Origin of the sequence: Lacibacter sp. H407, from assembly GCF_037892605.1 — a bacterium.
Classification (GTDB): domain Bacteria; phylum Bacteroidota; class Bacteroidia; order Chitinophagales; family Chitinophagaceae; genus Lacibacter.
Map to the genome: position 1 here is coordinate 4,170,360 of NZ_JBBKTU010000001.1, position 14,486 is coordinate 4,184,845.

Below are 14,486 nucleotides of genomic sequence, written 5' to 3' on the forward strand. Positions count from 1 at the left end.
TTCCTGTCATTGTGGTTCAACGGGTCTTCTTCTCCAATAGTTAGCTAATAAACTTCCGCTGATATTCATCCACGGACTAAACACCGCCGCTGCCAAGCCAACTGTTCCCAACTTACCCATGCTGCCTGCAATACCACTTGCCATTCCACCGTTTTGCAAACCTACTTCAAAGGCAATGGTGCGACTTGAATTTTTGTCCATCCCAAACAAACGACTCAGCCAGTAACCAAAAAAGTAACCGGCTGCATTATGAATAACCGATGCAATAAATAACAACACACCCACTTTCATCAAATTTTCTCTTCCTGCTGCAGTTGTTACCGTTGTAAAATAAATAATACCAAACATCGAGATTAATGGCATAATGCTATCAAGCTTTGGAAACTTTACCCATAGCCAATGATACAACACACCGGCAATAACAGCACCTGCGAAAAATCCTGAGAGAGTTATACTTTGTAACAACCCCGCATCACTGATATTCTTTTGTAAGAAGAAAATAATCACAGCAATCCATAGAGCAGAAAAAATAGTAATGATGTTTACTTTCTTTTTCTGCGTTGACGAAGCCCGTTTCAGAAAATCATGCAACAACGCTGCGCCGATCGGCACCAATACGATCTTGATGATCTCCATCATCATGTCTAAAAATTTTATTTCGATCAATGTACCTGCTAACGTTTTCATCAGTAATGGTGTTAGCAACGGCGCTACTAATGTTGCCATTGCTGTTACAATAACACTCAAGACAAGGTTTGCTTTTGCCAGGTATACCATTACATTACTTGCCAACCCGCTGCTACAACTGCCGATCAAAATAATTCCGGCAGCGATCTCCGGTTCAAATTGAAAAACTTTCGTGAGCAGCAAGCCCATCAAAGGCATAATGGAGAAATGACAAAACAATCCAACCAATACACCTTTACCTGTTGATGCCAATCCACTGAAGTCTTTTAAACTCATATGCGTTCCCATGCCGAACATCACGAGTTGAATAATGACAAGGATCAATGTTTTATCCCGAAGGTTTACGCCTCCCCAGTTTTTAAATGCTTCCGGAAAAACCATACCTGCAACAACAGCCGCAATGATCCATGCGGTATACTGATAACCTTTTAACGAGGGCACTGAACCCAAGCCGATTGCTAAACAAACTGCTGTTCCAATTGCAAAAGGTTTATACAAAGCTGCATTCTGCATTGCAATGCCAACGAGCAACACAACTGCAGCAATGCCACTTAACAGTAAAAAAAGTTTACCTGAATTTTTCATTACAAGCAATCCTGTTATTTTATAATTGTTGCTAAGTATTCCATTGCAATTGGCGGACTCGCCAATATCGGCACTTTCTTTTCTGCTTCGGTTAATGTATCCACTACTCTTGCCATGCTTGCCTGCGCCAATACGATCACATCTACTTCATTGGCTAATTGTTTTAAAGCATCTCCTACTTTTTTATCGTGTGTTGCTGCATCGCCGCTCATCAATGCTTCAAATGCGCCTTCACATAAAACAGCTTTCAATTCAATTTCTTTTCCTGCAACAGCCGCTCTTCTTCTCACCAAATCGCTTGTGGGATTTAATGTCGTTGATAGTGTTGCTACTACGCCGATCTTCTTTCCTGTTGCAACAGCTTTGTCGGCCATTGGTTGATCTACCCGCAACACGGGCACACCTGTTAATGTTGCTGCTGTTTCAACTGCAGGCCCTATTGATGAACAGGTAAACAAAATAAAATCAGCGCCTGCTTCCTGTGCCGATGCTGCATAGTTCACTACCCGTTTCGAAGTATCTGGAGTTAGTTCATTACGTGCAATGGTATTCTTGATCAAACTATCGTCAACAATGTTGAATACTTTTACATTCGGTAAATATTTTTTACACAAGTCTGCAAACACAGGCACTAACGTTGCCGATGTGTGAACCAATCCTAAAGTTTTTTGTGACATATCGTTTGTTGTATGATTTAATTTTTATGTTTCGAACATCAGTGCTACTATCTTTCTTCTGTTGCGTCGCACTCTTCATCGTTCAGCAATTCTATTCACCATTCACAATTGACCATTCATAACTCACCATTCAATAACACTTCGAAGTAATTCTCTGCACCCACTTGTCCGCCTTTGAAATTCACCTCCAGTCCGTTGATCTTTTCATTCTTCGAATAAGCTTTGCATAATGGTGCGCCACTCACCAAAGGGGCAATCATTTCAACCGCATCAATCTCCATTGCTCTTGCTGCATAACTGCTTGTATCTCCACCGGCTACTACCACACGTTTCACATTTGTGTGCATCACCGCTTGCTTTGCAATCCTGCCCAATGCAGTCCCCAGTTTCTTCGATGAAAGATTCTCCAGCTCTTTTGCTCCAGTATGAACAATTACTTTCTTCTGTTCCTGTAATAACATCGCTACATGATCCCCTATTGAAGCATCAATCGTATCCTCATTTGCAATTCTCATTGCATCCAGCACCACTTCAGCAAAACCATTTGCCTTCGCCCATTCAATTTGTGCAGCAGTAACAGGTGAGCAACTTCCTGATATCACCAACAGCGACTCCGCTTTACCCGGATGCTTCCATGCAGTAACTGGATTCAATATTTTATTTTCATTCCAGTAATTACCTAATGCCGCTTCCACACTTGAACCACCAACGCTGAACAATGTTTCATTTTCTTCAAGTGTTTCCATCCACTCTCCGATCTTTATTAATTGGAATTCGTTCATTACATCAACCAGCACCACTTCTTCATCTGTTATTGATTCAGCCCATTGTTTTATTGGTTGTTCAATTTGTGCAATATCAATCAATCCGATTTTCCTATTCGTTTGTTTACCGATATGCAAACGCAGATCACTTTCATCAGCTGGTGTTACAGGATGTTTACTCATCGATGGATGACGATCCAACCGATAAATTTTTCCATTACTACCAATACCCATACGAGCAAACAAATTACCAAACACACAATATCTTCCGAGCGATGGAGCTCCACCCAACACCGGTATTAATTTATTCTGAAACACTTCAGCACCACAATCGATCGCTTTACCAATGCTTCCAACTGCAGGTGATGAATCAAACGTTGAGCAAACTTTATAATGCACCTGCTTTGCGCCACTCGCTTTCAACTGTTCAAATGCCGGGATCAATATCTCTTTCATTTGCACAGGTGATAATGATCTTGTTTTGCCCGCCACGCCAATTACATCCAATTGCGGAAACTGTTGCAACTGTTCTGCTGTTGGCTGTTCAATGAACAGCATAGCTTTTGCACCTGCACGTGTAATAAATTCCAATGCATCGGTACTACCGGTGAAATCATCACCGTAAAAAGCGAGTAATATGTTTTGTTTTTGATTCAATTTATTTCTTTCCAAATTTTTCAACAGCTGCTGCAAACTCTTTATACTGTTTCGCTGCATCTTCCAATGTTGATCCATCAACAGCCGCTTTCCATGCCTGCTGCAAAGCCACTACGCCTGCCGCTGCTCCCATCGGGTGCGCCATAATACCACCACCGGCCATGTATAACAGATCAACTGTTTTTGTTCTTCTGTATGTTTCAAATGCCTGTCCACCCCACTGTCCTGATGATACAACCGGCACGACAGTTTTATGATCGAACATTTTTGTTAAGCATGCTTCAATTGAAGCCACCACACTATCGTCACTCTCCCAGAATTTATTTTGTATCCCGTTCACATGCATTTGATCTGCACCTGCCAATCGCCATATTTTTTGATAGGCTTTATAATCAATCCCCAGCAACGGATGTCTTGTCATCATTCCCCAACCATTACGGTGAGCATGAATTGCCAGCTGACGTTGATCCATAATTTTTTTTGCACCTGCCAACCCAACACTGTTAATGCTGATCATAGCACAGGTACCGCCACTGTTAACGATCTTCTCATAACGTTTCAGCATTTCATCTACTTCACCACTCAGGTTGAATGCATACATTACTTTCTTACCTGTTTTATCTGCATGTGCATTAATGACATTCATCACTGCATCAACACGATCATTAAAATTTGAATTGGCAGATGACGAAAGCAGTTCATCATCTTTTACAAAATCAATTCCTGCTTCCGCTAATGTTTTCACCATCGATGCAGTTTGTTCAACTGACAATCCAATCGATGGCTTGATGATCGTACCGATCAACGGTCGATCCTGCACTCCTGTTAATGTTCTGCAACCTTCAATACCAAATGCAGGACCTTTGAACTTTTCTCCGAATGACGCAGGCAGCTCAATATCCATCAACTTCAAACCTGTGAACTGGGTGATCTCGTATAAATTTCCCTGCAATGTTGAAACCATCACCGGCAGATTGGTTCCAAAATTTTCAATACTCCACGATACTTTCACAATAGCACGGTGATACTTGCCATCCTTACTTGTTGCACCGGGAATGGCTGGTTCATTTACTGTTTCCAATACCTCAACCGATTCCACTCTTGCTGCAAAACGTTGTTTGAGTTCTTCTGTTTCACCGGGCACCGCTACAAATGTTCCTGATGATTGTTCACCTGCCAACACCGCTGCAGCCTTCTCCGGTGCATACGGCGTTTCAATAAAATATGTTGCTGTTATCCGTTCCATGTTATCGCATTAAAGGCAACCAAACCGTCATGTCCGCCTTCCCCCTGTTTGCCCAGGCATAGTAAGGAATGAGTTTTATGTTGACAGGTTTGAGTTTTGTATTTACTTCTTTATACAAAGTATTATTCCATTGATTCTGATCAAGCAGTCTTGCTTCTCCGGTTAATGCCATTACATTTCCATTATCAATTTTCATCGCAACAGGTTGCAGTTTAATGTTTGAAGGAATCACCACATCAAATACTTTTTGTTGCGGCAGATCACTTGATTCGAGGCAATAAACAACTGGCCCACGCTTCACCGTTACCTGGTTTCTTGTTTCTTCTACCAATGGATTGCTTTCGATGAGTGTTGCAGGCATATCCATATTGAGCTCCAGTTTGTCATTTGCTTTTACTGTTAACTCAACAAATCCATTTTCTTTTTTAGCTGTAACAACTTTTCCATTTTGTTTTAGATCATAGCGTTTGCACCAACCCGGAATACGAATGAAAACTTTCGTTCCATTTTTTGATAACTCTTTTACATGGAGTGAAACATTTCCACTCCATGGATAATTAGTCGTCTGTTCCAGTTTGATTTTTGTACCATCATGCAATTCTGTTGCAAGCGTATTGCCGCCATACATATTAATGTACAAACCTTTTTCACCAATGCTGTACATATAACTGTTTACTTCTGCAATTGTGCGTACCACATTCGGTGGACAGCAATTCGATTTGCTGATATAAGGAATACGGCCGCCTTCCCAGCGAAGATGATAAGGATAGTCTGTTGTTGATGCCAATGGGTTGGTATAAAAATATTTAGATCCATCCATGCTTACACCGCTCAATACGCTGTTGTATAAAGTGAGTTCAACAATATCTGCATACTTGCTTTCGCCGGTTAATAAAAACATGCGCCAGTTCCATAACACATTGCCAATGTTGGCGCAGGTTTCATTGTGTGCACTGAAGTTTGGCAATTGATAATCCCGTCCATAACTCTGATGTACTTTTTGAACAGTATCCGGTTTGTAAGCAGTACCATCAACACTCACACCATCATACAACGCACCGCAACCACCGGTTACGTACATTTTTGTGTTGATGACGTTACTCCACATTTTGTTCAACGTGTTCATTAAGGTTGCATCGCCTGTTTCTGCATACACATCGGCAACACCTGCAAATAAATAATTTGCACGTACAGCATGACCAACCACTTTATTCATTTCACGGAATGGTGCACGGTCGCTGTTATCATCAGTCCCTTCAACCGTACCACGGATGTTGATGAGATGAATAACAAGATCTAAATACTTTTTATCGTTTGTTGTGCGATACAATTCTGTTAAGCCCATGTAATGCGAAGGACAAATCGCATTCCTTGCTAATTCAGGTGAAGCTGAACTATAAAACCCAATAAGAAAGTCAGCAGCTTTTTTTGCAATGTTGAGCAAAGTTGCTTTACCTGTTGCACGGTAATGCACACAGGCCGCTGTCATCAAATGACCGAAGTTGTACGCTTCAAAACTCAACTGATCATCGAACATTTTTTCTTTGCCTGATTTCTTTTGCTCAATAATATTCTTGGTATAGATATAACCATCCTGCTTTTGTGCTTTACCGATCACATCAATCGCTTCATCCATCCATTTCTCCAGCTGCGGATCTTTGGTTGATGCATACATAGCTGCAACAGCTTCCAGTGTTTTATAAAAATCACCATCATGAAACGAAGGACCACGAAAACGTCCGGTATCCAAACCTGCAGCCACTCTGAAATTCTGAAACGAATAACAGATGTCTTTGCTGGTATAAGTTTGCCAAAGCTGCGGCAACATCGCATCTCGACAAACAGCAAAACGTTCGGCCCAAAAACCTTTCGTCCACTGTACATCACTCATTCCTACACCGGTAAGCTTTGCATAACTGCTGCCTTGCGTATTGACCAAACTTGTTTGTGCTGAAGTTTGATTCAGGAATAAAACAGTCAGTAACAAAATTGCACTTAGCCTTTTCATCTTACAGCGCTTTATAGTTGATTGTATATTCTGTTCCGGTTTTCACTGTGATCTCGTATACATCATTTCCTTTTGCAACTGCTGTCACATTGTTGCCGGAAGGTTGTGTTTTGCTTTTGAGACGGATGGTTCCTTCACCAGTTGCAGCTTTGATCTTCACCTGCTCTTTACTTACATACAATTCAATGTCTCCGTTTGGTGTTGGCACTTTGCCCTGCATCCATTCAAGTCCGCCGAGGTTTGGTTCAACAAGGTACGCCACATAACCCGGTGCAGTTGGTTTTACACCGAGATAATACTTGCCAAGCAAATACAACGGACTTGCGCCCCACGCATGACATAAACTTTTGCCAAACTCCCTGCCATACATCGCATAATGTTCTGTCCCTTGTTTGGCTGGATTATATTCTTCCCAGAAACTCGTTGCACCCAGCTTCAACATACCGCCCCAATAGTCTTTCATTTCTTTCAACACATAATTCTGTTCTCCCAAAGCACACAATGCTTCCAGTTCATAGAAACGCATATAAGGTGTAGTGATCTTCTGAATATTATCATTCAACAGCACCGAAGTTTTTACCTGTTGCTTTTGCTGCTGATTAAAATAATCGAAGAAGATGGAGAACATGTTGGCGTAACGGGTTAAATTCTCTGTTTGCTTACCATCAACACGACTATGCACCAACGCTTGCTTTGTATCGTTCCAGTAAATGCTGAATAATTTAGTACTCATATCTGCAGCCAATGTATTGTATTGTGCTGCTGCATCTTTATCATTGGCAATGTTGGCACAAAGAGCCATTGTTTCAAGACTTCGTGCCAATAGCAACTGTTCAAAACTTACTTCGCCTTTTTTACTGAGACCAGCAGCCCAGTCAATAAAGATCCAGTCGCCGGGCATCCATTCCATTAACCCATCTTTGTTACGACGGGCCAGCACATAATCCATCAGTGTTTTCATACGATCATAGTTCTGCGAAATAAAACTCTTATCACCTGTGTAGAGATAATAATCATAAATGCCGAGGAACCAGTAAAAGGTATAATCCATAATGGTATTGATATGACCAGTCACCGGATCTTTACCACGCAAGGCATAAATTGTTCTTGTCACTGTTTCCTTATCGAAATAGAGATAATAATTCATCAGATAGCTCTGGTAAGCATCACCACTCCATACCCAACGGTCACGTTTAATACCATCAATAAAAAACTCTCTTGTGTTCAGTTCAAATGTATATTTCGCTACATCGTAAATACGATTAATCTCTGCATCGTTACAAGTAAAGCTGCCACGTTGTTTTACGTCGGCATACTCGTAGAGCATCGAAACCGAATCGAGTATTACACCCGCATCGTATTGCACATTTACAAAACGATAGGCTTTCGACAGCTTCATGGTTTGGTCTTTCTTTACTGCATTGCTTACATCTACCCTGTCCAACGCTTCGCAATGTTCGGTTGATAAGGCTTCTTCTTTTGATTCGCCATAGTAAACCGACAACTTACCCTTGCCTTTTACCCCATGCAGTTTAATAAAGCCGAGAGTTTCTTTTCCAAAATCAACCAGCATGGAGTTCTTTCCTTTTACGGTTGATACTGCTGATTGTTTTTTGATCGGCAATGTAAACTGTGAAGGCAATTGTGTAGGCGAATTAAAATTCCAGCTTCCGGCATTGAGCCACTTGGTAGCAGAGATATCGGATGTTTTTCCTGTTTCATCGATCCACTCTTTGTCTTCGAATGTTACCAACCATGATGCATCCGATACAATTGTTTTTCCTTTTACATAAATGGCAGGCACGTTGGCCTGGTTAAAAACTTTGATATTGATCTTATGTTTACCTGCCGGAACAGTAATGCGTTTCGGACTTCCTTCAAATGCTTTGCCATCGAGCTTTACATTGTATTCGCCTTCTACATAAATATCAACTGTTTCAGGTGCAGGCACATCAAACACTTTATGAAAATCCATAAGCACATAATGGTTATCCATTTTCCAGAACACGGGAAAGAACGTGCCACGTTCGGTACGACGGTTCTGTACTTTGTTTGAAAGATTTATTTCAAAATCGCCGGGATACCAGATCCAGGTTTGAGCGTTGCTTTGAACCACAGAGGCACAGAGGACACAGAGAAACACAAAGGCTTTACTTCGTGAAACTTTATGACTTTGAGTCTTAGTTGTACTATTCGCTGCATAACGAACAGAACGTACAAGTGAGTGACACAACCGAAGTATCATAGTAGCAATAGAGCTGGTGAGCAAAATATTCTTCTTCATATTTAATGACCATTGAAAATAATGTAAAGAGATAGTATAACAAGTCCTAATAAAACAAACAGAATCTTTACCTGCTTATCTGTTTTTGGTAAAGGCGCTGTTTCGATGGCGGCCGTTACTTTGTTTTTATCTACCAATGAAATGACGATAGCTGCGACAAACAAAACAAGGAATATATAGAACGAGATGAGGAAATAATGAGGCCACCATGTGTTTTCGCCTGTTGCAGCATCGGGAGGTAATATCCACAAGTTGAGCATACCAACAAACAAGCTGAATGCAGAACCGACTGATAAAATTAAATTCACGGCCAGCTTGGTTGTGCGTTTCCAGAATACACTCAATAAAAAAGTAACTGCTAATGGCGGTGCGAGGTAACCAAGTATCGATTGAAAAATATCGAACAGCGTTTTACCTTTTACATTATCCAACGCAATAGCCATTAACACAGCAAGCACACAACCTGCAATAACAGTGTAGCGACCAACATTGATCTGTTGTTTCACAGTTGCCTTTGGATTGATATTGTTGACATAAATATCTTTTGTAAACACCGTGCTCAATGCATTCAAGGAGGAACCAATGGTTGCCACCAATACAGCGATCAACACACAAATCACCAACCCATTCAATCCTGAAGGAAAGAGATTTGTTACCATCGTCATGTAGGCTAACTTATCATCAGTTAAATCGGGGAACAATGCAAAGCACAAAATGCCCGGTAGAATAAACATGGGTAATGCCAATACTTTTAACCAGCCGATAAAGTTTACACCGAGCTGTCCCTGTTTTAAATTCTTTGCACCCAATACACTTTGCACCATACTCTGATCGGTACAGAAAAATGCAACGGCTGATACCGGATAACCCAGCAACAATGCGTGCCACGGATAACCGGGATCGGTTGCTGGATGAATTAAATTCCAGAAATGACTAGGTGTTTTGGCAATTAAGGCAGAAATTCCACCAAGCTTTTGCAAACCGATAAACGTTAGTGCCAGAGAAACGATGATCAATAAGATCATTTGAAACACATTCACTTTTGCAATAGCTTTTAAACCACCCATGTAGGTAAACAAACCGGAGAATGCAACGAGCACTATTGTTGATTGCCACATGGGTATACCTAATATTTGCCGAACTAAAATTCCGCCGCTGAATAAACCAAGGCTCAGCCAGCTGATGAGAATTTTTATCAATGCATAGCCTGCTAAAATATCCTGTGTACTTTTTCCATAACGTTTGCCCATAAACTCGGGCATGGTACTTACCTTACTTGCAATGTAACGTGGAGCAAACACCATTGCCAGCAGCGTTAAAAAAACAAACGCATACCATTCAAAATTTCCACCCACGATACCTGCCGAAAAACCAATGCTTGCAAATGCAAGTAATGATGAAGGGCCAACATTTGTTCCCCACATGTTGAACCCAATGTTGTACCAGTTGAGCGAATTGCCAGCCATGAACAGCGTTTCATCTTTTTTCTTGTTGCGGAAACTGGCGATATAACCAATAGCCAGCAACGCAATAAGATAAATTGCGACAATGGCAAAATCAATTTGCGTAAGCTTATCGTAAATTTTATTCATTGATTTTTTGTTACCTGCTCTTGTGCTTGTTGCATCTTCGTTGTGTCACTCACTTCCTCGTCTTGTTATTTATTCACCAATTATCTGAACCGGGATTCATGGGATTGTTTTGATTTATAGGATTTAATTCCTGTTAATCCCACAAATCCAATAAATCATAGTTCTGACAAATGTCTTTGATCTTTACTGGCGCACCGGTTTTCAAACTCTTATCCATTGCCTGCAGCAACGCCACGGTTCCAATTCCTTCCTGCATGTTGGGATAAGCGGTGAAATTTTGTTCAATTGAATCAACAAAGTATTCCAGGTAATTCTGGTACTCTCCTGCATGATGACTCTGACCTTCGAAACGGAAATAGTATTTCAATGTGCTGTCACCCCAATGAATAATTTTTTCTTCACCTGTTTTGTCGGTGATGGAATAACGCAGCTCATGATAATCGGCCTGTGATGCTCCTAATGTACCACGCAGCACACAGCTCATGCCACTATCCCGTTTAGTTGGTTGTGTTGGGCCTGTGTAACTTCCGCTCACTCTTGCAATACGACCATCGGTTGCTTTGAAGATGAAGTGCATTGTATCTTCGTTTTTCAAACCTGCAGTTTTTCCATTGCTGCTGATCATACCATAGCCCATCACTTCTTCAATGTTGGGCAAATACCAACGGATAAAATCTACAGGATGACTTAATCCACCATACAACCATTTGAATGAATCTTCCAATGCCCATTTCTTTTCCAAAAACCAACGATGATCGGCGTTGTAATGACTTTCGATTGTGATGAGTTCACCGATCTCTCCTGCTTCAAAATCTTTGCGTTGACGTTTGTATGGTTCAAAGAAACGTGAGCTTTGTCCAACGAAAACTTTTTTACCTGTTTGCAGTTGCAACTCCAGTAATTCTTTTGCCCTGCTCAAATCATCGATAAATGGTTTTGTGCACACTACATGCTTTCCATGTAGCAATGCCTGTTTGATATGATCGGCATGCAGATGATCGGGAGTATAAATTGCAATGATGTCGATCTCTTCATCGTTGAGCAGATCTTCGTAGTTGGTTGTATAACTATTAAAATCAAATTCCTTGCAACGTTGTTTGCATAACTCTTCATTGCGATCGCAAATGATTTTGAGATGCAGCTTTTTGCTTTGCAAAGCTGCACTCATGGTACTGCGGCCTTCACCAACTCCTAAAATTCCGATAGTCAACATAATTCGTTCGATTTATATATTTCAACTAAACCGCTGCCGAGGTTTGCAACCGCCGTCAGGGTTACTCATCATTCATCATTCATCACTCATTATTCATTATTCATTTGCTTCAAGAACACCCAAGTCTCACCCGGCTTTGTTCCTTTAATTCCTTCCTGATATTTTTTCATGATCTTATTCCAATCATCTACCCGTGGATTGTTGACTGTTGTTCTTGGATTCAACTTATCCAAACTCTCTCCTTTGGGTATACTGATGATCAACATCAACTTTCGTCCATTTCTGAACAGCAATAATTGTTGAAAATCGGCATTGCAAAAACCTTTTGAGATCTCCGGCCATTTTTCAAACTGTATGGCATGATAGTTTAGATATTCTTTCTGCATCTTTTCATCAGCAACAAGATTTGCAGTGAGGATGATATTCTCCCACTCCTTCGAAACTGTTTTATCCGTACAATGTTTTTTCTTGCTGTATTCGTAAAACATGTCGTGATAAACTCTTACTTCTGCTTCTGGAAAATTATTTGCAATGCGGCCCTGCATCACGCCAATGTCCTGCACTTTATCAAAGATGACATAATGATTCTGCCAATGATAAATGGCATTGCTGTCCATGTTATTCTTCGCCAGCAATTCTTTCAGTTTGGGTAAATTCAACTGCATGCCATCTTTCACCACCAGTTCAACTACTTCGTTATGTTCTTCGTTGATGATACCTGTCTTTGCAGTTTTGTTAGCGGTCAAATATTGAAAGCTCTTCCCCAGCCCTGCATTTTGCTTTACACTATCGTGCACTTGTGGACCATTATTGCTCCACACATTGCCCGGACCATTGGCATTCTGTAAATACTTCTGAGAAGGCGTCCAGTTATTTTTTACATTGAAATGCGATGAACCTTCATCTGTATAAATATAAAACCAGTGTGATGGCAAATGAGCAATGGGCGATTTATAAATACTGTCGATGTAATTATCTTCAATAATGGAATTCTGTTGTGCACTCAATGTATAAATACCGGCGCAATCATAATTCCATTTGCCGTAATGATGAATCTTGTTAGCAACGATCCTGTTATCCTTCATCATATTCTGATCGGGTGACCATCCCCAACCTAAACTGATACCGCTGTACGATACGTTTTCAATTTCATTATGACGGATACTTGTTCTGCTCACAAAACCACAGCCAATACCTACAGCACCCCAGTCTTCATTCGTGGCATTTGTAATAAAATTATTTTCAACAAAAATCACATCGCATTTCTCTCGGTTATCTTTCGGATCAAAGGGCAAATGAATTTCTCTACCTTCATCACCATAATTACCAGCGAGTATAGCCGTGCCACCAATATCACTGAACAAATTATTCTTCGTCATATTATCCTGCACTCCTTTTTTCAAATCAATACCAGTTGCAGCTAAGTGAAGGAAAGAACAGTTCTTGATTCTTGTACGAATAGCATAACTCAATTCCACTGCAGCTGCTTGTCTGCCCACCCATGCCTGGTTATCTAATCCCGGTTTCTCTTTTGTACCTACAGGTCTTAATTTGTATGCTTCCGTCATATACAAACCTACCTGATGCGGCACATGTCCTTGCAGCGACGGACGCAACCAACCGGTATGCTGAAAAGAAATTCCTTCGATGACCAAATTCTTAACAAGGTTATCAATTGTTCCTTCAACACTGATCAATGTTTCTGTAAATGGCGCTACTGCTTTTGCAGTTGCTAAATTTTCATTGTTGCGTGGCCAGTAATAAATTTTCTTATTGGCTTTATCTAAATACCATTCACCGGGTTCATCTAAAAACTGAATGGCATTCGTTAAATAAAAAGCCGAGTTGCCGGTTTCTTTACTCAGCCAGGGCGCAGGCCATGGATGTTCGTTTTGTATTTTACTTTCGGGTTGATGAAAAAACAGTTTCGTACTGTCGCCCATCACCTGTACTTTCTTCACCCGCAGGTTGGCAATCTCCCACCATTGATGAATAAATAATTCAAGGCCGTTTGTTTTTTCTAAGTTGATAAATGGAAGTGTTGGTATCACACATGCCGCTTCTGCTTTGTTCCAGTTCAAAATGCGGAGCATCGCATCGCCATTGGAAGATTTAGCCCGCACTGCTTTCACATCATTCACCCACAATTGGCGAAAGTTAAAATCGCTGCCATTGACCTGCGGCACATCGGCGACCCAAATTTTTGACTGACTATTTTTTTGCAACCCATTGACAGCAGTTGTTACTTTCTTCCAATTGCGGATTTGTACACCGCCGCTTAAAATAGGATTTTCGTTTGGGGCTGCTTCAATATAGGTGGAACTTTCACGTGTACCGCTATCTTCCGGTTTTATAACAATGGTTTCCAGAACCTGATAATTACCACCCCGTAAAATAATATGAATACCGTCTTTAATCGTCGCATCATTCAACCTGCGCAATTCCCTTGCTTTACGTAACGCCATGTTGAGTGTGGCAAAAGGTTTTTCTTTTGAACCATCATTACGATCGGAACCAGTGGGGGAAACATAAATGTCTGCAGCTGCCACAAATTGGGCAACCAGTAAAAAACAGATAAACAGGCAGGAGTGCAATCGTTTCATTCCAAATACAGTTGGCGCTTTCTAACCTGCCTCAAAAGCAGGCCTTTACGCTGATAAATGTACCCTTGTTTGCGCCCCTTAAAAATGTGTGTATTTGCTATAATGATGGACGATTTTCCTGTTTTGGGGCTCGCCGGGAAGTTGGTAAGGCGTGAAGAAAACAATTCAGC

The 14,486-nt window shown here is 41.0% G+C and carries 9 protein-coding genes; all 9 read right to left on the reverse strand.

Going from position 1 to position 14,486, the window contains the following annotated elements; translation table 11 throughout:
* Positions 1-6: 6 nt before the first annotated feature.
* Positions 7-1,272: a bile acid:sodium symporter family protein gene (locus WG989_RS17975; protein ID WP_340431434.1), complete on the reverse strand. Its 1,266-nt coding sequence runs from the start codon at positions 1,270-1,272 to the stop codon at positions 7-9.
* A 14-nt stretch (positions 1,273-1,286) separates the two neighbouring features.
* Entirely contained in the window at positions 1,287-1,949 is a 663-nt protein-coding gene (locus WG989_RS17980; protein WP_340431435.1) for an aspartate/glutamate racemase family protein, read from the reverse strand.
* 116 nt (positions 1,950-2,065) lie between these two features.
* Positions 2,066-3,385 (reverse strand): four-carbon acid sugar kinase family protein, encoded by a 1,320-nt coding sequence (locus WG989_RS17985; RefSeq protein ID WP_340431436.1) that lies wholly within the window; start codon positions 3,383-3,385, stop codon positions 2,066-2,068.
* Positions 3,372-4,616 carry a ribulose-bisphosphate carboxylase large subunit family protein gene (locus tag WG989_RS17990; RefSeq protein ID WP_340431437.1) on the reverse strand — a complete coding sequence of 415 codons (1,245 nt, stop codon included), beginning with the start codon at positions 4,614-4,616 and terminating at the stop codon, positions 3,372-3,374. The genes WG989_RS17985 and WG989_RS17990 overlap by 14 nt, the downstream gene beginning before the upstream one ends.
* Position 4,617: 1 nt before the next feature.
* On the reverse strand, positions 4,618-6,624 hold the full coding sequence (locus tag WG989_RS17995) for an aceric acid hydrolase (RefSeq protein ID WP_340431438.1): 2,007 nt from the start codon (positions 6,622-6,624) through the stop codon (positions 4,618-4,620).
* Between the two features lies 1 nt (position 6,625).
* Positions 6,626-8,908, reverse strand: coding sequence for an alpha-L-rhamnosidase-related protein (locus WG989_RS18000; RefSeq protein WP_340431439.1), 2,283 nt, complete (start codon positions 8,906-8,908; stop codon positions 6,626-6,628).
* Between the two features lie 2 nt (positions 8,909-8,910).
* Positions 8,911-10,500, reverse strand: a complete 1,590-nt coding sequence (locus WG989_RS18005; RefSeq protein WP_340431440.1) for a sodium:solute symporter family transporter — start codon at positions 10,498-10,500, stop codon at positions 8,911-8,913.
* A 133-nt stretch (positions 10,501-10,633) separates the two neighbouring features.
* Positions 10,634-11,713: a Gfo/Idh/MocA family protein gene (locus WG989_RS18010; RefSeq protein WP_340431441.1), complete on the reverse strand. Its 1,080-nt coding sequence runs from the start codon at positions 11,711-11,713 to the stop codon at positions 10,634-10,636.
* Positions 11,714-11,802: 89 nt separating this feature from the next.
* Positions 11,803-14,316, reverse strand: coding sequence for an L-rhamnose mutarotase (locus WG989_RS18015; RefSeq protein WP_340431442.1), 2,514 nt, complete (start codon positions 14,314-14,316; stop codon positions 11,803-11,805).
* Between the last annotated feature and the right edge of the window lie 170 nt (positions 14,317-14,486).

Bases quoted from the DNA above. Each gene is read 5' to 3' on its own strand.
- WG989_RS17975 (WP_340431434.1), bottom strand. From the start codon at position 1,272: ATGAAAAATTCAGGTAAACTTTTTTTACTGTTAAGTGGCATTGCTGCA.
- WG989_RS17980 (WP_340431435.1), bottom strand. From the start codon at position 1,949: ATGTCACAAAAAACTTTAGGATTGGTTCACACATCGGCAACGTTAGTG.
- WG989_RS17990 (WP_340431437.1), bottom strand. From the start codon at position 4,616: ATGGAACGGATAACAGCAACATATTTTATTGAAACGCCGTATGCACCG.
- WG989_RS17995 (WP_340431438.1), bottom strand. From the start codon at position 6,624: ATGAAAAGGCTAAGTGCAATTTTGTTACTGACTGTTTTATTCCTGAAT.
- WG989_RS18000 (WP_340431439.1), bottom strand. From the start codon at position 8,908: ATGAAGAAGAATATTTTGCTCACCAGCTCTATTGCTACTATGATACTT.
- WG989_RS18005 (WP_340431440.1), bottom strand. From the start codon at position 10,500: ATGAATAAAATTTACGATAAGCTTACGCAAATTGATTTTGCCATTGTC.
- WG989_RS18010 (WP_340431441.1), bottom strand. From the start codon at position 11,713: ATGTTGACTATCGGAATTTTAGGAGTTGGTGAAGGCCGCAGTACCATG.
- WG989_RS18015 (WP_340431442.1), bottom strand. From the start codon at position 14,316: ATGAAACGATTGCACTCCTGCCTGTTTATCTGTTTTTTACTGGTTGCC.